General features: G+C 51.0%; 19 protein-coding genes. 12 read left to right on the top strand and 7 right to left on the bottom strand.

Going from position 1 to position 20,600, the window contains the following annotated elements; translation table 11 throughout:
• Positions 1–37 precede the first annotated feature (37 nt).
• Together WCN91_RS11020 and WCN91_RS11015 are read right to left on the bottom strand one after the other, a co-directional pair.
• Positions 38–436, bottom strand: coding sequence for a SpoIIAA family protein (locus WCN91_RS11020; RefSeq protein WP_342679019.1), 399 nt, complete (start codon positions 434–436; stop codon positions 38–40).
• A 142-nt stretch (positions 437–578) separates the two neighbouring features.
• Positions 579–1,646, bottom strand: a complete 1,068-nt coding sequence (locus WCN91_RS11015) for a ketoacyl-ACP synthase III (RefSeq protein WP_342679017.1) — start codon at positions 1,644–1,646, stop codon at positions 579–581.
• Between the two features lie 344 nt (positions 1,647–1,990).
• On the opposite strand from WCN91_RS11015, the gene WCN91_RS11010 reads away from it, so the two are divergent.
• The 3 genes from WCN91_RS11010 to WCN91_RS11000 all read left to right on the top strand — a co-directional run bounded on the left by WCN91_RS11010 (position 1,991) and on the right by WCN91_RS11000 (position 4,278).
• Entirely contained in the window at positions 1,991–2,395 is a 405-nt protein-coding gene (locus tag WCN91_RS11010) for a nuclear transport factor 2 family protein (protein WP_342679015.1), read from the top strand.
• Between the two features lie 96 nt (positions 2,396–2,491).
• Positions 2,492–3,760: a sensor histidine kinase gene (locus WCN91_RS11005; RefSeq protein WP_342679014.1), complete on the top strand. Its 1,269-nt coding sequence runs from the start codon at positions 2,492–2,494 to the stop codon at positions 3,758–3,760.
• Positions 3,757–4,278: a response regulator transcription factor gene (locus tag WCN91_RS11000; protein WP_342679012.1), complete on the top strand. Its 522-nt coding sequence runs from the start codon at positions 3,757–3,759 to the stop codon at positions 4,276–4,278. The genes WCN91_RS11005 and WCN91_RS11000 overlap by 4 nt, the downstream gene beginning before the upstream one ends.
• 191 nt (positions 4,279–4,469) lie before the next feature.
• On the opposite strand, the gene WCN91_RS10995 is transcribed toward WCN91_RS11000, so the two are convergent.
• Entirely contained in the window at positions 4,470–6,497 is a 2,028-nt protein-coding gene (locus tag WCN91_RS10995) for a TonB-dependent receptor domain-containing protein (protein WP_342679010.1), read from the bottom strand.
• A 172-nt stretch (positions 6,498–6,669) separates the two neighbouring features.
• Between WCN91_RS10995 and WCN91_RS10990 the strand changes: the two genes are divergently transcribed.
• The 4 genes from WCN91_RS10990 (at position 6,670) to WCN91_RS10975 (ending at position 9,044) form a co-directional block, all read left to right on the top strand.
• The gene (locus WCN91_RS10990; RefSeq protein WP_342679008.1) at positions 6,670–7,074 is read left to right on the top strand and encodes a DUF1761 domain-containing protein; all 405 of its coding nucleotides are present in this window, start codon (positions 6,670–6,672) and stop codon (positions 7,072–7,074) included.
• A gap of 143 nt (positions 7,075–7,217) precedes the next feature.
• Positions 7,218–8,255 (top strand): DUF2804 domain-containing protein, encoded by a 1,038-nt coding sequence (locus WCN91_RS10985; protein WP_342679006.1) that lies wholly within the window; start codon positions 7,218–7,220, stop codon positions 8,253–8,255.
• Between the two features lie 170 nt (positions 8,256–8,425).
• Positions 8,426–8,677, top strand: a complete 252-nt coding sequence (locus WCN91_RS10980; protein WP_105201518.1) for a hypothetical protein — start codon at positions 8,426–8,428, stop codon at positions 8,675–8,677.
• A gap of 94 nt (positions 8,678–8,771) precedes the next feature.
• Positions 8,772–9,044 carry a CBU_0592 family membrane protein gene (locus WCN91_RS10975; RefSeq protein ID WP_342679003.1) on the top strand — a complete coding sequence of 91 codons (273 nt, stop codon included), beginning with the start codon at positions 8,772–8,774 and terminating at the stop codon, positions 9,042–9,044.
• Between the two features lie 57 nt (positions 9,045–9,101).
• Here the strand turns inward: WCN91_RS10975 and WCN91_RS10970 are convergent, their stop codons facing one another.
• From WCN91_RS10970 to WCN91_RS10960, 3 genes are all read right to left on the bottom strand, one after another.
• A complete protein-coding gene (locus WCN91_RS10970) occupies positions 9,102–9,722 on the bottom strand; it encodes a hypothetical protein (protein WP_342679001.1) in 621 nt (206 codons plus the stop codon).
• A gap of 182 nt (positions 9,723–9,904) precedes the next feature.
• The gene (locus WCN91_RS10965) at positions 9,905–10,624 is read right to left on the bottom strand and encodes a PP2C family protein-serine/threonine phosphatase (RefSeq protein ID WP_342678999.1); all 720 of its coding nucleotides are present in this window, start codon (positions 10,622–10,624) and stop codon (positions 9,905–9,907) included.
• A 244-nt stretch (positions 10,625–10,868) separates the two neighbouring features.
• The gene (locus WCN91_RS10960) at positions 10,869–11,594 is read right to left on the bottom strand and encodes a tetratricopeptide repeat protein (protein ID WP_342678998.1); all 726 of its coding nucleotides are present in this window, start codon (positions 11,592–11,594) and stop codon (positions 10,869–10,871) included.
• Positions 11,595–11,884: 290 nt separating this feature from the next.
• Between WCN91_RS10960 and ppc the strand changes: the two genes are divergently transcribed.
• Positions 11,885–14,509, top strand: coding sequence for a phosphoenolpyruvate carboxylase (ppc, locus tag WCN91_RS10955; RefSeq protein ID WP_342678996.1), 2,625 nt, complete (start codon positions 11,885–11,887; stop codon positions 14,507–14,509).
• 92 nt (positions 14,510–14,601) lie between these two features.
• A complete protein-coding gene (gene cdd / locus WCN91_RS10950) occupies positions 14,602–15,465 on the top strand; it encodes a cytidine deaminase (RefSeq protein WP_342678994.1) in 864 nt (287 codons plus the stop codon).
• Here cdd and udp read toward each other — a convergent pair.
• Positions 15,426–16,184: a uridine phosphorylase gene (gene udp, locus WCN91_RS10945; RefSeq protein WP_342678992.1), complete on the bottom strand. Its 759-nt coding sequence runs from the start codon at positions 16,182–16,184 to the stop codon at positions 15,426–15,428. The genes cdd and udp overlap by 40 nt on opposite strands.
• Before the next feature lie 349 nt (positions 16,185–16,533).
• On the opposite strand from udp, the gene WCN91_RS10940 reads away from it, so the two are divergent.
• The 3 genes from WCN91_RS10940 to WCN91_RS10930 all read left to right on the top strand — a co-directional run bounded on the left by WCN91_RS10940 (position 16,534) and on the right by WCN91_RS10930 (position 20,519).
• Complete coding sequence (locus WCN91_RS10940) at positions 16,534–17,313, top strand: DUF2189 domain-containing protein (RefSeq protein ID WP_342678990.1); 780 nt, start codon at positions 16,534–16,536, stop codon at positions 17,311–17,313.
• 288 nt (positions 17,314–17,601) lie between these two features.
• The gene (locus tag WCN91_RS10935) at positions 17,602–18,711 is read left to right on the top strand and encodes an arginase family protein (protein WP_342678988.1); all 1,110 of its coding nucleotides are present in this window, start codon (positions 17,602–17,604) and stop codon (positions 18,709–18,711) included.
• 125 nt (positions 18,712–18,836) lie between these two features.
• Positions 18,837–20,519 carry a type 1 glutamine amidotransferase family protein gene (locus tag WCN91_RS10930; protein ID WP_342678986.1) on the top strand — a complete coding sequence of 561 codons (1,683 nt, stop codon included), beginning with the start codon at positions 18,837–18,839 and terminating at the stop codon, positions 20,517–20,519.
• The last annotated feature ends 81 nt before the right edge of the window (positions 20,520–20,600 follow it).

The following is a 20,600-nucleotide window of genomic DNA, read 5'->3' as shown; positions in this document are numbered from 1 at the left end:
CAATACCTCCACCCGAGCCGCTATTGCGGCTCGTTTTTTATTCGCTGTCGGACTCGTTTTCAGATTCATTGAGCCAGGCCCTGGCGGTATCAGCATCGGCAAAATACTTTACCTCGCCGCCGGTAAACCAATTGGCGACGCGCGCCGCATAATCCTGCCAGTCGTGGCGACCGTAAAAGGCGATACGGCGAAATTGATGGCTGTGGGCAATGCCGAGCTTAAAGTCATCCCACAGGGCGCGGGCGCTGAATCCTTCCAGCTCGCTGGCGTCGATAAACACATCAACGATGCGCTCATCCAGCCCCTTTAGGGCGTCATCAAACATAGGGGTGATCACTTCATAGTCGTGATGATCTAACTTGCCGACTATCACCATGGAAATATAAAAACGCGTTTTGGTGCGCTCTATGCCTATATGTAAACCATGACGTTTCATTTGCTGGCCCTTATGTTGTGCTTGGTTGTTTATTTAACATAGCAAAGAGGGGAGGAAGGCGCCGTTGATATAGCGCAATAAAACAGCAAAAAGAAACAAGGCCGCGAAGGCGGCCCTGAATTGAAAGGAAGTTTACCGTTTTCTATTTCTGACAAGCAGCAACGGCGTCGGCGATAAGCTCCAAGCCGGTTTGCGGGCAAGGGGGTAACTCGGCGCTGCTTTGACGCACAGGTGTTACTCTTTGACCCCACTTTATATAACTTGCGGCCCAGGTTAAACCTGCACCAAAGGCCGCCGACATAATGTTGGCACCTGGTTTTATCATGCCGCGCTCTACCGCTTCACACAGGGCGATGGCTATGGTCGCTGCCGAGGTGTTGCCATACTCATCGATATTGACCATGACCTTGTCGTCTTCAACCTTAAGGCGCTGCTGAATGGCCTGGATAATGCGCAGGTTAGCCTGATGCGGTACCAGTACATCGATATCATCCAGGCTTAATTGTGCCTGGTTTAGTACGTCATCGCAGGCGCCGCTCATGCCTTTTACCGCACGTTTAAATATTTCCGGGCCGACAAAATGCAGTTCTGAACCACCTATGGCCTCGTACTTATTGATGTTGGAACCAAAATTTTCAATGTGCAGTATGCTGCGATCTGAGCTGTCGCAGCCGGATTTGCTGGCCAATAAACCAAGGGCTTGTTCGGTTGCTTCAAGTACCACAGCACCGGCACCATCACCAAATAGCACGGCACTGTCGCGGCGGGCCCAGTTGATATACCAGCTCATACGTTCTGCGGCGATAACCACGGCGCGTTTGATCATTCCCGCCTGAATCTGTGCAGTGGCCATTTGCAGAGCATATAAAAAGCCAGAGCAGGCGGCATTACTGTCACAGGCCGCAGCGCCGGTAGCACCTAGACGCTGCTGTACTTCAGAGGCGGTGTTAGCGACGACTGTGCTTGGCGTACAGGTAGCAACCAGTACCAGGTCTAAATCCTTGGCATCGATGCCGGCACAATCTAGAGCGCGCTGCGCCGCAACTGTGGCCAGCTCTGCGGTGCTGACATGGCTAACGTGGCGGGCTTTAATGCCGGTGCGTGAGCTGATCCACTCGTCGGATGTATCTACAACTGTGGCTATATCCTGATTGCTAATTCGCGCCGGAGGAACACATTTTCCCCAGCCGGTGATCTCTGCGTAATGCATATAAAATCCTGTGTCATTGCATCGGCGACAGCCTAATTAAAGTGGCCCGATGTCTTTAGTATGTTGCTGCTTTATACCAAAATGAGCCAGCTTGGTCGAGTGTTACTGGTGCTCTAGAAGGCAGTGTGCTTTACTTATTTTTCGCTGAATAGACGAGTGATGAAGTCAATCTATCAGCCTTTTCCTTGTCCCTAAGATATTGAATATGGAGCATGAAGTTGGCAAATTGGTGTCTGGCTACTAGGCTGATGTAATCGCTTTAGATAAATCGCCGCTGAACTATACCAAACAGTTAATTTCGGCCAGTTAATGCTAAATGCACCAAGGAAAAGTTATACGCCACTATGAACAAGATTAAAGCCCAGTTATTTGAGCAGCTAATTGAGCTTGAACGCTCCTTGATGCGTGAAGACGTGCGTGCCGATGCGGCGCGCCTCAATGCCTTGATTGACGATGATTTTATTGAGGTGTCCTCGGACGGAAAACGCTTTAACAAGGCCAATGTGCTGGAACGCCTGCCCAAGGAGCAGTCGAAAAGCCGCAAGCCGCTTTTTCATAATCAGGATTTTATTGGCCGTATGCTCAGCGATACCCTGGTGCAGCTTTATTATCGCAGTGCCTTGCGACGCATTAAGGGCGGCCAGTGGCATTTTTCCTCGCGCATGTCCTTGTGGCGTTTGGATAGTGAGCAACAATGGCGGGTGGTTTATCACCAAAGTACCCCCTGCGAGGCCTTCACCTTAGAATAAATGCCGTTTAAAGTCAGGTGATGCCTGTGCTTTGCTTTCTTCGTGGTGCCAATATAAGTACAATAGCGCGCATTATTTTCTCCATAGTTTACGCTTTTGAATCTGCTATTACAGTCCAGTATTAGTCGTGTGTTGCTGCTACGCAGCCTGGCTATTGTGGTGCAGTTAGTTGCTGTACTTATCTGTCAATTTCTCCTTGAATTAGAGCTGGCGCTGCCGTCGCTGCTCACAGTGATTGCCCTTGAATCTATTTTTCAATTGCTCAGTGTCTGGCTGTTGCGCCGTCGCATTCGTCGTAATGAGCGGGTGGGCACCTTGACCATAGTCTGGCAGCTGCTGGCGGATATTGTCTTTTTGACCCTTTTACTGGCGCTCAGCGGCGGTGCCACCAATGCCTTTGTATCCTTGCTCTTGCTGCCCATAATGATAGCAGCGGTAACCTTGCCCGGGCGCTACACCATGATGATAACTATTGTGGCCATCGCCTTGTATAGCACCTTGATGCTGATGTTACCTGAGCATCAGGGCGCCCATCATATGACGCAAATGCGCAGCCACTTTATCGCCATGTGGGTGAACTTTGTGATCAGTGCCTTAGTTGTGGCGACCTTAGTCAGTGCTTTGGCCAGAACTCTGGCGCGGCAACAACAGGCCATGGCCGCAAACAGGGAAGAGCAATTGCGCGCCGAGCAGCTCTTGGCCCTGGGAAATGCGGCGGCGCAGGCTACTCATCAGTTAGCTACGCCGCTGGGCAGTATTGCCTTGTTGCATGAGGAGCTTGAGGAGCTAGCGGCCGAAAATAAAGGCTTAGCGCCCGTGGTCTCTGAGCTTGGCGTGCCGATTAAACAGTGCCAGCAGCAATTAAGCTTGTTTCGCCAGCGCGCCGGACAATTACGAGCGGCGCGAGAGGTGCAAGGCGAGCAGGCATCCTGTACCGTGGGTGAGCTGCTTGGTGAGATACAACAGGCCTTTGCCTTACAATTTCCGACCCAGCAATTGGTGTGTTTTGGCTTTGATGGTCTAAAAACTCAGCTGCTGCGTACGGATCCTCTACTAAGCGCGGCGTTTTTAAACCTTCTGGCCAATGCGGTGCGGGCCAATGAACTGGCACAGCAAACCAGCATACACCTGAGTATCTGTGTCGATAATGGCGAGAGTCATTGGCGCATAGAAGATTTAGGTGGCGGTTTTAACAGCGAGCATCTGGCTTCCCTTGGTTCGGCTGTGATGGCCAGCGATCATGGCCTGGGTGTGGCCCTATGGCTCTCCAATGCCACCATAGAAAGAGTGGGCGGGCGTTTGGCGCTGAGTAATGCCGGACAAGGCGCCTGTATTGATGTATTTATTCCGGAGCTTAAGCGGTGAAACTCCTGCTAATCGAAGATGATGCGGTATTTGCGCAAACCCTGTGTCGGCGCTTGACTCCCTATGTGCAAAGTCTTGAACATGCCACAAGCCTGGATACCGCGCTGTTGCAGGCGCGGCGTTTGCGACCCAGCCATATTATTTTAGATATGCACCTGGAAAACGAGTCCGGACTGCAACTGCTGCCAGCTTTGCGGGCGATTGTGCCGCAGGCGCGTATTATCTTATTAACCGGTTTTGCCAGTATTGCCACCGCAGTGCAGGCGGTGAAGCTGGGCGCTGACGATTATCTGGCCAAACCGGCCTCGTTGGCGATGATTTTGGCGGCCTTAGAGGATAAGGCCGTGTCTCTTGAGGCCGAAGCCGAGGTGCTGATGTCGCCGGAGCGACTGGAGTGGGAGCATATTCAAACCGTTCTGGCGCGAAATGATGGCAATATCTCGCAAACCGCGCGCCAGTTGAATATGCACAGGCGCACCCTGCAGCGTAAATTGCAAAAAAAACCGGTCTCAAGTTAATACCAATTCACTTAAATAGCTAATCATTCTAGCGGGCTAAATATCGTGCTAACGGTGTTGGAATTTTTATATGTAGAATAACTACATAAGAAAAATTCCACCTTGTTATCACATCATTTATCCAGCGCTATATCTGATCACATACTTAACAGAATTGGTATAAGACCGGTTGTAAAATAGCTGCGGCGATATTACAAAGAAAGCGACACACCCAGATGCAGGGTACGCCCCGGTGCGCTTAAGCGCTCACCCAGACCTACATCGCCCTCCATCACGCGATTAACGCCGTTTAAGTGCGGTACATAATGTTTATCAAACAGATTATCGATGCGGGCATTGAGTTGCCATTGTGACGAGAGATCATAATTGAGCGCCAAATCTATGATGCCATAGCCGCTGCTTTTTTGCTCACCGTTATAGTGCGACACCTTGTTTTGCGCCTTAGCCACTCGCCAATTAGCCTGCAGTTGGTAGTCGTTTTGCCCATAACCTAGGCTAATTTGCCCATTAAGGGGAGCGATACGGTAGAGGTTATCGTCGATTTGATCATTGCGTTTACCGCGCACATAACTAAGCATGCCCTGCACTTGCCAGTGGGCATCGAGTTGATAGGCGGCGGTGATATCCGCACCATAGAGGCGTGCGTCGATATTACCAAATTGCAAGGCATCTCGTCCTGACATCATATTGGCCACCATATTAACCTGCATATCCTGGCTTGGTGTGCCCTGAATATAGTCCTCCACCTGCTGCACAAACACCTGAGGTTTAATCGATAAGCCTTGGTGTTGATAAGCCAGGCCCAGATTGAACTGATATGCGGTTTCTTCTTTAAGCTTGATATTGCCTACATAGGTGCGGCCATCGGCCAGACCGCCGGTGCTTTGCATGGGCAGCCAGAGGTAGCGAGCCTGGTATTGAGGCGCCCTTTGTTTAAAGGCCAGGGCATAATCCAGATGCAACTGCTCGCGCACCTGGTAGCGGTTGTTAAGCACTAGATCTAAGGTGATGTCATTGACCGCTTTATCGGCCTGATTAAAGCGCTGCTGCAATGCGGCGACTGCCGGCATCATCATGGCCATTGACGAGGTGACCGCGCCCGAGTCGGCAGAATTGACCTTGATACGGGCACCAAGGCTGCTCGATAAGGCGCCACCCTGGTACTGATACTCGGCGAAAATGCTGTGGCGGCTATCGCGCACATTATTGAAGTTAGTGACAAAAAATTGCGCATTATGGGGGTTGCGAATGTCAGTATCGTGGCGGCTTACATTAGCGTCATAGCCCCATAGCCAAGGATCAGAGCGCAGATGGGCATACAGGCTAAGGCTTTCGCTTTGTGCCTGGGTGTAACGGGCCTTTGCGGGGTTAGCGAGCGGGCGCTGCTGATAGTTATCCATGCCATGATCGCCATCCTGATAGCCCACTCCCCAGCTCAGTTCAACGCTATTAAAATCATGCTCGCCGGCAAGCTCATAGCGCCAGGTATCAACGTAATCTATGTCCATAGGCAGGGCCGCCGTACCGCTTTGCCTAGTGTCGGTTCTGTGCACATTGGCACGAACCTGGCCGTTTGCCAGCGCCAAGGTGGTTAGCAGGCCATACTGGAGGCGTTTATAGTCGCTGTTGGCGATAAGACCCTGGCCGCTTTTTTGCTCATCACTTTGTTGCAGCTCGCCATAACCTAGCCAGGCAAATTCAGCGTTTCCGGCGCCTAAGGCTGCGCTGGCGCTGCGGCCTTGCTCATTATCATTTAGCTGACCCTTGGCGCTTAGGTGCAAGGGCATATCCAGCTCGGCTTGGCGCAGGTTGACCTCGATGGCGCCGCCCAAGGTATCTATGCCCGCACGTACCGGGGCTATGCCGCGATAAATCTGCATATCTTGGATCATAATGGTGGGCGCGTAACTCAGAGGCGTGTCCATAGCGTTGGGGCCGGCTCCAGCCAAGCTCAGGCCGTTATTATTGACATTAACGCGCTCGGCAAACATACCGCGATACTGAGCAATGCCGCTGAGCGGACCATTGCGATTGACCCCGGCGCCAACCACATGGTCAAGCCAGGCGCTGCTGTCGGCGCTAAATTGTTGCGCCGGAACCTGGGTTAGCTGGGTATTTATTCTTTGCTGATGACCCTGCACTGTGATCACTTCCATGGCCGCACTGACAGGGGAGAAAAGGGCGCCAAATAAGAGCGCTAAAGGAGTTTTATAGGACATGATTATTTCGGTTTTAGTTATTAACTTAGGCCTATTTTCAGCGAGTTAAATAAGCAAAACCATGCTTAGGTACGTTTGTGCGACATTATGTCGCAGCCCTGGTTTGGGCAGCAATTTTGCCGCCGGGCAGATAGCAGGCTACGCTTAAGCAAACACTCTTGTGAGCTTGATTATGAATTTTGCAGAGTTTAACTTTTTTGCGGTGCTGCTGGCTGCCTTAGTCACCTTTATCCTTGGCGGGTTATGGTATTCGCCGCTGATGTTTAAATCCGCCTGGCTCGATGGCTGTGGCCTAACCGATGTGGACTTGGCTCAGGCTTCCATGGGTAAGGTGTTCTCCCTGGCTTTTATTCTCTCCTTGGTGGCGGCCTTTGTGTTTGCGTTATTTTTAGGCCCCAAACCCGAACTCGGCTTTGCCGTTGGTGCTGGTTTTGCCGCCGGTTTATGCTGGGTGGCGACCTCTTTTGGCATTAGTTATTTATTCGAACAAAGACCGCTGAAACTGTTTTTGGTCAACGGCGGTTATCATACTCTGCAATTTACCCTTATCGGCCTGATCCTCGGGCTATGGCACTAGCTCAGTAGGAGCTAATCGGGCGCAGTTGAATACGCCCAAACATATTAAGGTTTTAACTTGGCTCTCAAGGGGTTAGAGTTAATATTCCAGTGCCGTCCCCACAGGATTCAACTAAGACGGTGAAAAAATAAGAAAAATAAAGGATGAAGATGGATATTCTCCCCGCGGCCCTAAAGACTCAGGCAGCGCTTGATACTCTAGTGAGCGAGTCGGGCAAGGTGCATTTTGGTCACTTCAATGGCCCAGTTCAATCCCTCGGAGTCGAGCATTTTAACTACACCAATGTCATGGATAAGCCCGCCGGGCGACTGGCAAAGCATTTTCATTTTAAGCAGTTTCAGTTTGTCTCTGTGCTCACGCCCAGATTTTTAATTGGCGTGGCCATTGCCGATATCCGTTATGCTGCCAGTGGTTTTTGTTATCTCTATGATATTGAAGATAATAAGCTGGTGGAGACAAGTTGGCTTAAGCCCATATCATTGGGCTGCACTATGGCCCCTTCGCCCTGGGAAGGATGCTCCAGCTTGGGCGGCGCGGGAGGCAAAATAAGCATGGAGATCAAGGCCGGCGTGTGGCAGTTGCGTATTGCTACTAAGCAGGTTAGCGCCGAGCTGACCTTAGCGTCCGTCAGCCTGCCTATGGCTATGTGTAGCCCCACCGGCTACAGCGGCTGGATCTATACCCAGAAACACAACGCTTTAGAGGTGCAGGGCTCGCTGGTGATCAACCAAGAAGCTCAAGACTTGGAGCATGCCCTCGCGGGGTATGATTTTTCCGCTGGCTTTATGCGCCGGGAAACCAGCTGGCGCTGGGCCAGTATTAATGGCCGCCTTGGTGATTCATTATTCGGCCTCAACCTGGCCGCCGGAGTCAATGAAACCGGCTTTAACGAAAATGTGTTTTGGCTCGATGGCGAGCGATATCTGCTTGGCCCGGTGCATTTTGATTTTACTCGCAGCGTCTGTGAGCAAAACTGGCAGATTAGCTCGCAAGATGGCAAGGTAGCGCTGACCTTCAGCCCTTTAAACAAGCGTCAGGAGCGCCTGAATTTGGGGTTGTTAAAGAGTAATTTTCGCCAGTATATCGGCCATTTTAATGGCCAGATTGAAGATGCCAAAGGGCGGGTGCATCGCCTCGATAATGTGCTTGGCTTAACAGAAGATCATTATGCTTTATGGTAGATGCTGTGGGCGAGGCTTTAGCCTTGCAAGGCTTGTATTGTCAGGCCTTATCGGCAATGTGCTCCTGCATTGCTCTACTACCGCCATCCATGGCGGCAAAGGCCGATCTACAAGCCGACCTACAGATATGAAAATGTTAAAGTAGGCCTTGGCTAACATAAGGGGTAAGCATGGCTAAACCGAACAAAAAGGGGCCGGTTCGCACCGTGGATATTTTTTGCAGCAAATGCCGCACGCAACTTTATAAGTATCGAAAGGGCGGTAAGGGGGCGCTGGTAAAGTGCTTTATTGAGCGTATCAGCGAGGACTACACCGAGGAGGTAGCAACCTGCCCAGGTTGTCAGCAGGTGTTTGCCCGACAAACCCTGATCCGCGGCACGCCGGCCTTAAAAATGATCGGCCAAAAGGTGTACATGAAATAATAGCAATTCTGTTAAGTATGTATCAGCAGGGCATTTGTCCTTAGGTGCCCAGGTTGGCCTTGATAGGCTGAAGTGGTGTGTTTTGTGGAGCTAGGTGATGGACTTATTATTTGATGTTATTGGCATGAGCGGCACCTTTTTAGTGGTGGGCGCGTTTTTCTTATTGCAGCTAGAGAAGTTACCAGCCTCGGGTCTGGGCTATAATCTGATGAACCTAAGCGGTGCCATCTTGTTGCTAGTAAGCCTCTGTTACAACTTCAACCTTGCCAGTTTTGTTATCGAGATATTCTGGATAGCGGCTTCCTTTATCGGTATTTATAAGCATGTGATGGCCCGTCGCGCACTAAAATCCCTGCCGACATCATAAATCACACAAAAAAGCGGGCTAATTAGCCCGCTGTGTTTTGGCGCATAAGAGTGAAAATTAGCGTGGCAGGTTTGTGCTCACTTTTTTGTTTTTATTCATAACGCCGCTGTAATAGCCATGCAGAGCCTCGCTAAGTTGCTGTTCGCAGCGCTTAAGCTGCTCGCCCTGGGTGATCACCTGCATGCTCAGTTTTACCTTTTCTTCGCGAATGCTGTTGATGTCCTGGCTCTGTCCTTGCAAGCGTCGCTGCAGCTCTTCTACCTGTTGCGTGGATGATTTAAGCAGTTCGTTCAGCTCCTTGTTGCGCTCTTGAAGGTCGCGACAATGGTGCTTCATTACATGTCCGCTGGTGTTGGCTTCTTCTAACTTTTGCTCCAGATCGGCCAGCTCTATCTGCACATCGCGTTTGGCCTGGATCTGCACCTGTTGCATTTGCTCGGCCATTTTATCCATATGGGCCAAGGCTTTTTTATTTAACTCGTCTGCCTGATTGATTTGTGCCAACAGTGGTGCTTGCGCTTCTTGCAAGTGTTTAATCTGTCGCTCTTTTTCTAGCAACAATTGTTTATACAGATACACCTGTTCGTGAACCGAGGGCTCCCCGGAGGATTTGTTAATGTGAGTGACATTGGGCTGTATAGCCGCCTCCATATGAGGATGTAAGTCAGAGTGCGCCATGATCTATCCTTGTTTACCTGATAAGTTGAATTGGTTAAATTTTAACAAGGATAATGAGCGCAACTTATTGATCTAAATCAGTATGGTATGGCTATTGGTGGTGCAGTTGTACCTAACTTTGATCTAGCGCAAGGGCTGGGGCAAAAATCGCCATCGCTGGTAAGGCAGAAGGTTAAATTGTTTTACTCGCCTTGTTTAACCAGTATACAGGTAACATTATCGCCGGCGCCGCGAGAGAGGACCGAGTGCATTAAGACCTTGCCGGCACTGTGTATATTAGTGGCGCTTAGTGACACTTCTATTTCAAAGTCGGATAGCTTTTGGGTTAAGCCGTCACTGCATAATAAAAAGATATCCTGAGCGTGCCGTTTGCCATGCATTACTTCTACCTGAACTTGGCGTTTGACGCCGATGGCCCGTACTACTTCATGCCGCAGTGGATGACTGGCTGCTTGCGCCGAGGTGATCACTCCAGTATCAAGCAATAGGTTGATGCGGCTATGATCCCGAGTCTGCTGCTCCAGTTGATTGTTTCTAAAGAGATAACCGCGGCTGTCGCCGACCCAGATAAAATAGAAATCAGGGCCATCTAAGACCAGAGCAACCGCGGTTGAACCCATGGTTTTTCCTTGCATATGCAGCTGCGAGTAGTCGAAAACTTGTTTATTGGCGTCTTCAAAAGCGCTGATCAGAGTGAGGTAGAGAGGAGCATTGCGAGTGCGCTTAAGCAGTTGCTGTTTGACGACTTCTATCACTTGCGCACTGGCGTAATCGCCGCCGCTGTGCGCACCCATGCCATCGGCAACCACCCAGATTCCTTGCTCGGGAAGTGCCAATAAGGCATCTTCATTTTTGCTGCGAATAACGCCGCGATGGCTTTGTGCAAAACTAATCAGTTGCATGCCCTTGTCCACTTAGCTGGTGTTGTGAGCGTCTTCGCCGTACACCGAGCACAGCACAGAAAATTATAAGAGCGAGCGTTCATTAATCTTGTCTATTCCCGCTAGTCAATGAAACATATCAGGTGATAACTCACACCTTGCTTCGTATTTAAATCCTTATGAGCTCAATAATAGTTGAAAATTCAAGGGAATTTCGTCTCAGTTATGGGCTTTGCTGTTGGCAAACAAAGCCCATAGCTTGCCTTTAAAGGCGTCGGCCTTCACCTATGTAACGTCCGGCGAGGATCCTTTCATACATATCATTGGCGGTTCTTTTCGCGCGCTCAATGGCATCCGGTTGCAGCCTACGCTCATCGAGCTTGCGGCTGGTACTGGCATCCAGATTGCCGTTGAATTCGGCTATGCTGTTCCAAATATATGATTTTTCTATGCTTTTTGGCACACCCAGGCCTTCGTAATACATCAACGCCAGGTTAAATTGGGCTAAAGTGTAATTCTGCGCTGCGGCTTGTTGATACCAGTCTACCGCTGTTGGGTAGTCTTTGAGTACGCCCTCGCCATTGGTGTACATAACGCCGAGGTTAAACTGGGCAGCGGCTACACCCTTTTTAGCGGCACCGATAAAAAGTTGTACCGCACGTTGTGAGTCCACTTTAACGCCACGGCCTTCTTGATACATCACGGCGAGTGAAAACATGGCATCGGCATATTCTTTGTCTACGGCTTGTTGGTAGAGCTGCGCTGCTTTGTATTGATTTTTGGCGACGCCATAACCATTTTCATAAAGCTGGGCAAGTTCATAAATCCCTGGCGCAAAGCCCCTGTCGGCAAGATATTGAAATTCGTTGATGGCGGTTTCAAAATCACCCACATTGGCGGCAGCAATTCCTTCTTCTAAACCAGCTTGGGCAGGAGGGGTGAGCACGAGTGCAGTGCACAGACTCACAGTGTATAAGGTAAATCGCAACATAGTGTGTCTCCGAGAATGGCTGCTATCTATCTGATTCTAGCTTTTTTATTGATTATTATCCAAAGTCTATCGAGAAATAACCCATGGGAGTTAGAAGTTTTTTAGTTATATCTAAGACCTAGCCGCACAGCGTAAAATTGTTACTTTTCATTGCACTCTATTTGTTCACTTTGTGCTCAAGGTGTAATCCAGATCTCTTCATTCCCTCGGCTTTAGACGCAAGCCTTTAATTTTGACCCAATTCCATGCTACAACAAGTTAAATTCTGCACATCGGATATGGAGAGAGGAATGAGCGACCAATACAGCGCACTGCGTAGCAATGTGAGTTTATTAGGGCAAATACTGGGGCACACCATAGAGCAGGCCTTAGGTGCGCCGGCTCTGGAAAAGGTGGAGGCCATTCGTCAGCTAGCTAAGAGTTCACGTACCGGTGACGAGCAAGCTCGGGAGCAGTTGCTTAACGAGTTACATCGCCTGAGTGATGATGAGCTTCTGCTGGTGGTGCGCGCCTTTAACCAGTTTTTAAATCTGGCCAATGTGGCGGAGCAGTACCACACAGTTTCACGCCATGCAGATACCGGCTTTTGCCAGCTCGACCCTCTTAAACAGACCCTAAAACGCCTCAAGCAGGGTAATATCGGCAGTGAGCAAATAGCCCAGGCGCTGGCCAAACTCGATATCAACCTGGTATTGACGGCGCACCCCACCGAGGTGACGCGGCGCACATTAATCAACAAGCATGTGCAACTGAGTGATTGCCTCGATAAGCTTGAACTCGACAAACTCCTGCCGACCGAGCGCACCCAGTTGCTTGCGCGTATGCGCCAGCTTATCGCCCAAGCCTGGCATACGGATGAAATTCGCCACAGCAGGCCAACGCCGCTGGATGAGGCCAAATGGGGCTTTGCCGTGATAGAAAACAGCCTGTGGCAGGCGGTGCCCGAATATGTGCGTGAGCTCGATACCCTGCTGCAGCAGGAGTTAAATATGAGCCTGCCAGCCAGTGCCCGACCTGTGCGTTTTACTTCCTGGATGGGCGGCGACCGGGACGGCAACCCTTATGTTACCGCCGAGGTGACCCAAAGCGTGCTCGAACATGGTCGCTGGATGGCGCTGGACTTGTATATTCGCGATCTGAATCAGCTTATCAATGAGCTTTCCATGCATCAGGCCAGCGAAGAGCTGATGGCGCTCAGTGGCCCAAGCCATGAGCCTTATCGTCAGGTGCTCAAAGCGCTGCGCAATGACTTGCAACAGACCCATAAATATCTGGAAGCAAAAATTACCGGTCAGCCAAGCCGGGGTGAAAACCGTATTACCGACATCAAGCAAATCATCAATGTGCTGCAAATGTGTTATCGCTCGTTATGCAGCAATAAGATGGCGGTCATAGCCGACGGCCTGCTGCAAGACACTATAGTGCGCTGTCGCTGCTTTGGCCTGCAGCTGAGCCAGCTCGATATTCGCCAAGACAGTGACAAACATGCCCAAGTGCTGGCGGAGATCAGCCAATACCTGGAGTTGGGCGATTACTGTGCCTGGGATGAACAAACCAAGCTGGCGTTTTTAGCCAAGGAGCTGGCCAATCCGCGGCCTTTGTTGCCCCGCCATTGGCAGCCGTCGGAGCAAACTCAGGAAGTGCTCGACACCTTTAAGGTGATTGCCGATAACCCCGCCGATAACTTCGGTATTTATATTATTTCCATGGCCCGTCAGGCCTCCGATGTGCTGGCGGTAAAGTTGCTGTTAAAAGAGGCGGGCTGTGCGTTTAATATGCCTGTGGCGCCTTTGTTTGAAACCTTGGACGACCTTAATCGTGCCCCCGAGGTGATGCGCACTCTCTATGATAATAAGGTTTACCGCGGTGTGATGGGCGAGCAGCAATACGTGATGATAGGCTACTCCGACTCGGCCAAGGACGCCGGCATGATGGCGGCTGGCTGGGCCCAGTACAGCGCCATGGAATCTCTGGTGGCCCTAAGCGATGATTGTGATATTGAGTTGGTACTCTTTCATGGTCGTGGCGGCACAGTGGGGCGCGGCGGCGCACCTGCGGCTCAAGCCCTGCGCTCGCAACCGCCTGGCAGCTTGAAAAACGGCCTGCGGGTGACCGAGCAGGGGGAAATGATCCGCTTTAAATATGGCCTTGCCAGTGTCGCCAAGCAAAGCCTGCACTTGTATGTGGGCGCCGTGCTTGAGGGCAATCTATTGCCACCGCCGCAACCTGAGCCCCAGTGGCGTGAGGTTATGGCGGTAATAAGTGAGAAGTCCTGCGAACATTACCGTGCCATAGTGCGCGGCAATAAGGATTTCGTGCCTTATTTTCGCAGCGCCACTCCTGAGCAGGAGTTGGGTAAACTGCCCCTTGGCTCACGACCGGCAAAACGTAACCCGGACGGTGGCGTAGAAAGCCTAAGGGCTATCCCCTGGATATTTGCCTGGTCGCAAAACCGCTTAATGCTGCCCGCCTGGTTGGGGGCTTATCAGGGGTTGGCGGCAGCCATAGAGGAATTTGGCGAGCAACACCTGGCCCTGATGAGCCAGCAATGGCCCTTCTTTCGCACCCGTTTGGAAATGCTGGAAATGGTGTTTTGCAAGGCCGACAGCTGGCTTAGCGCCTATTATGACCAACGCCTGGTGGCATCGCATCTGCAACCCCTGGGTGAGCAACTGCGCAGTGAGCTGGCCCAGGCCACGGCGCTTATCAAGGAGTTGAGCCCTGAGCATACCTTGCTTGGTCATCAGCCCTGGATCCGCGAGTCCATTGCCCTGAGAAACCCCTATACCGATCCCTTAAATGTACTTCAAGTTGAGCTGTTAAAAAGGGTGCGCGCCGGTGGCTCGGTGGCCTTGGATAATGCTCTGATGATCACCATGGCCGGTATCGCCGCCGGGATGCGTAATACCGGCTAAGTTAGTGGAAAGTAGCGCTAATGCGGGCTTGCTTGCCGCGTTAGCGCCACTAGGTTACTATCGCCATAAACTGCTTAACAAAAGGACAGCTTGTGTGTCCAACCCTACTGCTTGAAAGTATCAAGCAAGAGCGCGGCATTATCAGCGCGCAGCAATTTGAAAATCTCAGCCAATTTCTGGGAAATAATCACAAAGACACCGCACAGTGGCTGTTAACCCAGATACAGCCTTGGGCAGTCGCGCCCATTTCCGAGTTTCAGGTGGCGGCTTTGGTGCATGCCCGCAATCATCAAGGTGAAGAATTTTACGCCGCTGGTGTCAATGTTGAGCTGCCCCATTGCGGGCTAGAGAGCGCTGTACATGCGGAGCAAACCGCACTGCATAATGCCTGGCTCAATGGCGCCTGTGAGCTTTTGCACTTGTATGTCAGTGCCACGCCCTGTGGCTATTGCCGTCAGTTTATCAATGAGTTTTGTGCCGATACCGGGCTTGAGATCAGCATAGGTGAGGTTGAGGCGACGCTGAGCGAGTTATTACCTCTGGCGTTTGGCCCAAGCGATCTAGGAGTAAGTGAGCGTATCTTGGCTGCTGGAGCACAAACAACAGCAAAGGGTGCCAGCGAGCTACTGCAGCAGCATCTACAGCTTAGCTATGCGCCTTACAGCGGTGGTCAGGCTGCCTTGATGTTAAGTATGGGCGAGCAGCATTTTTATGGCCGTTATATTGAAAATGCTGCCTTTAATCCCAGTTTTCATCCCCTGCTGGCGGCCCTAAGTCAGGTGGCGCTCTTGGGGCAGGGCATAGATTTTAAGGCTATAGACAGGGTGAGCCTTGCTGAGCTGGATAGCCTTAAATCTCACCAAGATAGCACCGAGGCCATGGTGCGACGCTTAGCGCCGCAGGCCAGGTTTCAGTATCACTGTGCCAATAGTAACGCCGCCGCTGTTAATACCTGAGTGATGGCGCGCTGCTCTACGGCGGCAATATCCACCGCTGGGATCTCTTGATCGCAGCGATTCACCAGCACCCCGGCGATACAACCGGCGCGCAGTCCTAAGGCGCTGCACATGGTCAGCAGGGTGGCCGACTCCATTTCATAATTCATTACTTTAAGGGCTTGCCACTGTGCCATGCTGCCTTGCAGATGCTGAGGCACATAGCCGCTGTGGGTGTCGTAGCGCTCCTGACCCGGATAGAAGGTATCGCTGGAGGCGGTAATGCCGATATGGTGTGCTTCCTTGCTTTGCTCGCAGGCGGCGACTAAGGCGGCGGTGGCTCTAAAGTCGGCAACTGCAGGGTAACTGGCCGGAGCAAAATGGTGCGAGGCACCATCGAGGCGTACCGAGGCATGAGTAATAAGCAACTCGCCCACCTTAATATGAGGCTGAATGGCGCCCGTGGTGCCGACGCGTAAAAAGGTATCGACACCGAGCTGCGCCAGCTCTTCAACGGCAATGGAAGTTGAAGGGCCGCCGATACCTGTGGAGCAGACCACCACACTGCGGCCGTTCAATTCGCCAAGATAAGCATGGAATTCGCGATGCTGCGCCAGACATTGATGATTATCCAGTTGTTGCGCTATTACTGCGGCGCGCTCAGGGGCGCCGGGAATAATAGCCAGGGTGGCGCCGTTTAATTGTTCTTTTGAAATGCCAAGGTGAAACATTGTTTTCATATTAACTCTCTGATCCCTATGCGTGTTAAGCGAGCAAGTAAGCCTATGCTGGCGCGCTGGGGCGTTTTTTATAAGGACATATGTCCGTGCTTGCCAGCGCCGTAAATCTCAACTAGAAGTTAAATAACCTGAGCTTCGGATAGCTAATGCCTTTCTAGCAGCCAGTTTTGGCGCTAACTGCGTTGAATTCACTTCCAATAGCCTGCTATTGGTGCGTAAATTCGCCTGGTTATCCCTAAAACTCTCTGGCTAGACAAGGGTGTAATTTATAGTGAACTTTAAAAGCAATAAGTTAGTTCATCCCTTATCCAAACCTCAGGTTAAATAACATCATCAGAGGAGTTAGCGTATGGCCGTATCGTCAAATGCCACCAGTCATGGCGAGTTCGCTCGTTGTTTTGAATGTAATCGAATTAGCCCCTTGGCGCCACTGCATTGGTTAGCCTTGGCCTTTAACGATATGGCGCGGGCGCCGATTTTAAGCCTGATTTATGGTCTGGTTTTTACCCTGATCCCCGCCACCATTTTATTCTTTATTTATTCCAGTCAAACTCATTTGGTGATCTTGCCGGCAACCGTGGCCTTTGCCTTAGTGGGTCCGGCCTTTGCCGCCGGTCTTTATGATGTTGCCTGGGAGCTGGAAAAGGGTCATACCCCCACTTTATGGCACAGCCTTAAGTCCATGTTTCGTAACCCCGCCGGGGAGTGGGGCTTTGCGGTGCTGCTGATGGTGATCATGATAGTCTGGATGCGTTTAGCTGCGTTGGCCCATGCCCTGTATCCGAATACAGTGAACCCCAGCTTTGAAGAGTTGAGTGCGTTTTTAACCTTGGGCAGCATTATAGGTGGGGTCTTGCTGGTAACCGTGTTTGCCATTTCCGCTTTTACGCCGCAGATTATGATGGAGCGCCGGGTGGATTTGATGACCGCCGTGGTCAGTTCCATGCATGCGGTGCGTAATAATATTGCCGCCATGGTGGTGTGGTGCATCTGTATTGTTTGTTTGATTTTACTTGGCTTTCTGACAGGTGCATCAGGTTTTATCGTGATTATGCCCTGGCTGAGCTATGCCAGTTGGCACGGTTATATCGCCACCATTAAAACCAAGCGCCCCCGTAGTTACGAGTAGAGGAACTCGCTTATCGGCTGGCTTATGCAGCATTTATGCATAGCCAGTCACCTTTCCCTGTTGCGCCTGTTCGCTTGGGTTTGACTTCTGCGCTCGGCTTGTATATTGATCCTGTATTGGTGCCGATTTAACGCCGATGTTAAATTGATAATTCAATAAAAATCAAAGTGTTATGTGTTGGTTTTTATTTTCCTGAGCCTGCTAAGGAAAATCCTTGAGGCGATCTGGGGTCATTTTCATCGACACCGGCGGTAAATCGAAAAACTGCATAAATATTGAGGAGATAGCATGAGTGCTAAGTGGCAAGACTTTCGAACTAAGGTAGCGCAGTGCTTGTGTCCACCGGGTAATGGTGTATTTACGGTAAACACGGCGCAGGAGCGCAAGGCGGCATTGCAACAGAAGCTTTACGGCCAAACCGACAATATTGAAGCTCTGTGGCAAGCGTCTCTCGATGGTCTGCAAACGACCGAGCACAAGGCGGTGATGCTGGGCATTAGTTCAGACTGTGGCGGTGGTATTTTACGTGGCGCCAACTGGGGCCCACTATTTTTACGCAACACCCTGATTGAGCAACAGCCTCAGGCGCAAGCCTTTGATTTGGGCGATGTGCGTGTTATTCCGCATCTGTTGCACGACAAATATTTGAACGAAGGCACTATCAGCAACTGTCAAAAGGCCCTCTATGCGGATACCGACAGCGAGTACCATGTAAGTCCATTATCCATCACCGAGGACGTGTGCACCGATTTTTATGCCAACTTCCCAGAAAAGGGGATCTTCGGTATCGGTGGTGACCACTCGATCAGCTATCCTTTGACTAAGGCGTACTTAAAAGCCAAGCGCGAGCAGGGCAAGAAGGTAGCCATTATTCACTTTGATGCCCACACAGATCTTTTGGTAGAGCGATTGGGTATCGATTTGTGCTTCGGCTCTTGGTGCACCCATATCCTTGAGTACCTGCCAAGCCCGGCGCATTTGATCCAATTCGGGATCCGCTCAAGTGGTAAGCCTAAATCTCATTGGGAAGGCACCTTTGGTGTGAAGCAACACTGGGCTCACGAAATCAATGAGCGCGGCACAGATGCGGTAGTAGCCGAAGTATTGGCTCAGCTACGTGCTGATGGTGTTGATGAGCTTTATGTTAGCTTTGATATTGATGCCCTGGACTCGGAATTTGCCTCGGCCACCGGCACACCGGAAAAAGACGGTCTTAATCCACAACAGGCATTGGATATTCTTGGCGCACTGGCCGCCGAGTTCCCTATTACCGGCGCCGATATGATGGAAATCGCTCCTTTCACCGACAGCTCCCTAGAGGGTAAGTCGAGCTCGGAAACGACGCTGCGAGAAGGCGCAAAAATCTCGGCATTCTTGCTTGAGCAAATGAATAAGTAAGCTTTAAATCAGCAACATACTTATTTTAAAAGAGCGCATTAGCGCTCTTTTTTGTGGCCGCTTTATGGCAATATAAGCCAACAGACGCTGAACAAGTGTCAGCATAAAATTTTGCGAGTGTTTCTATGAGTTACCCCTTCTTTCACCTTTACAGCCTGACTTCCCAAGCCTTGGTACTGAGCACCAGTGCTTTGATTATGTCCTGTATGCCTGCCCAGGCATGGGCGCAAACTCGGGTCTTGGTCGGCGGCGGTTTACAGGTATGCTCATCTATGACGCCGGAGCATTGTGAGCATCCCTTTAAAGGTGGTAAAGCCAGCCCTCTGTTTAGAGTCGATGAAAACGCCCTGGCTCGGCTAGAGACACATTGGCCATCTCAGTATCAGGCGCAGAAAGAGAGCCAGATAAAAGCCTTTAAGGCACTTGTAAGTGAGCAAGCGCTAACGCAGGAGCAATTACTTACGCTTTGGTATGAGCATGCTCCTGAAGCTCAGCTTTTAGATAATGCCCTCGTTTATTATGTGCTCGATACCCTGGAGTTAGCCGAGCCCTCACTCAAAGTACATATCGACACCGACCTGAATAAGGATGATGCCACATCCGAGCTGCTCGCCTTTATGCAAAGTGCGATCAGTGTTGCGGCGGCACAGCAGGCGCAGCCACCTCGAGTGCTGATGCTAACCAGCGCCAGTCGCGACCCCTATGCCAGCGCCGATTATTATCAGCAACTACTGGCATCAAATAACATGGACAGCCACTCAAATAACATAGACAGCCAATGGTTGCCTTTAACTCCGGCGCTGGCCAAGGCGCTTAGTCAGGGGCGATGCGATAAGCTCAACGAATTTCGCCAACAAGCACAGATCTTTGACAGAGCCCGGGTGTACCCTGAGCGTATCGCCGAGGAGCAGGCACTGTGCAGCCAAGGAGTTAAGGCCTTGATAGCCCAGATAGAGGCAGCAAGTGCGGTCTATTTTAATAACGGCGATCAAGCCCTTGCCAAAGCTGTGCTGTATGACGAGCAGGGCAAGGAATATCCGTGGACTGAGGCCTTGCGCACCCGCGCGGTTATTCTTGCCAATGGCAACGGTAGTGCATTACAAAGTGGCGGTAGTAACACCAAGGGTTTTGTTGCCATGATCACCGGCGGCGATGCCTTTGCGGCTCTTGAAAACAAAGTAGAACTTGAGACCAAGCCAACCAGTTTGCCTTCTGGCTATGCAGCCATCAGCTATGAGCCTAAGGGGGGGCTGGGAACCTTTAACTATGGGGTGCTGGATACGCAATTTAGCGATGACAACCGCAGCCTGCGCTTGCATAGCCTGTTATATGGGGCCGGGCAACTGGCCGGTTATGGCATAGATACTGGCAGCGCCTTGGTGATTATCACCTCCGAGCAGGGCAATGTTGCCACAGTGCTTGGTGAGGCTGGGGTTGTTAAAGTTCAGCCCCTGGATAAACGCACCTTTCGTTACAGTTATTATCCGAGCGGCGTGCGTTTAACGCTAGCACAGCAGCAATGGCGCTTAGCCGCCGATACAAAGGCCATAGAGGTTGAAGGGCCTAGCGCTCAGGCACTGCCACAAATGCGCTTTGGCGATATCCTCTATGATGGCAAGTTGCGCAGCTTGACTCAGGCCATGTGTTTATCAAACAGCAAGATGGCCTTGGCAGCGCAATATACCCGTGGCCAGTATTGGGATTTTACCCTGCGCAGCGATCAGCAAACCCGTATGCTGAACACAGATATTCGTGCCAACGCCTGTGCTATCGAAGAGCTTATTATTGAATTTGCGCCAAGGAATTAGTGTTTTATCAGTTAATTATTGATACCGGGCTTGCGTCTACTTGGTAGCGTGATACTTTTACAATATAAACGCTTGCTAGGA

This window comes from Pseudoalteromonas qingdaonensis, from assembly GCF_038739665.1.
Taxonomy (GTDB): Bacteria; Pseudomonadota; Gammaproteobacteria; order Enterobacterales; family Alteromonadaceae; genus Pseudoalteromonas; species Pseudoalteromonas qingdaonensis.
The sequence above is the reverse complement of the archived record's forward strand: the minus strand, read 5'-3'. Positions and strand labels throughout refer to the sequence as shown.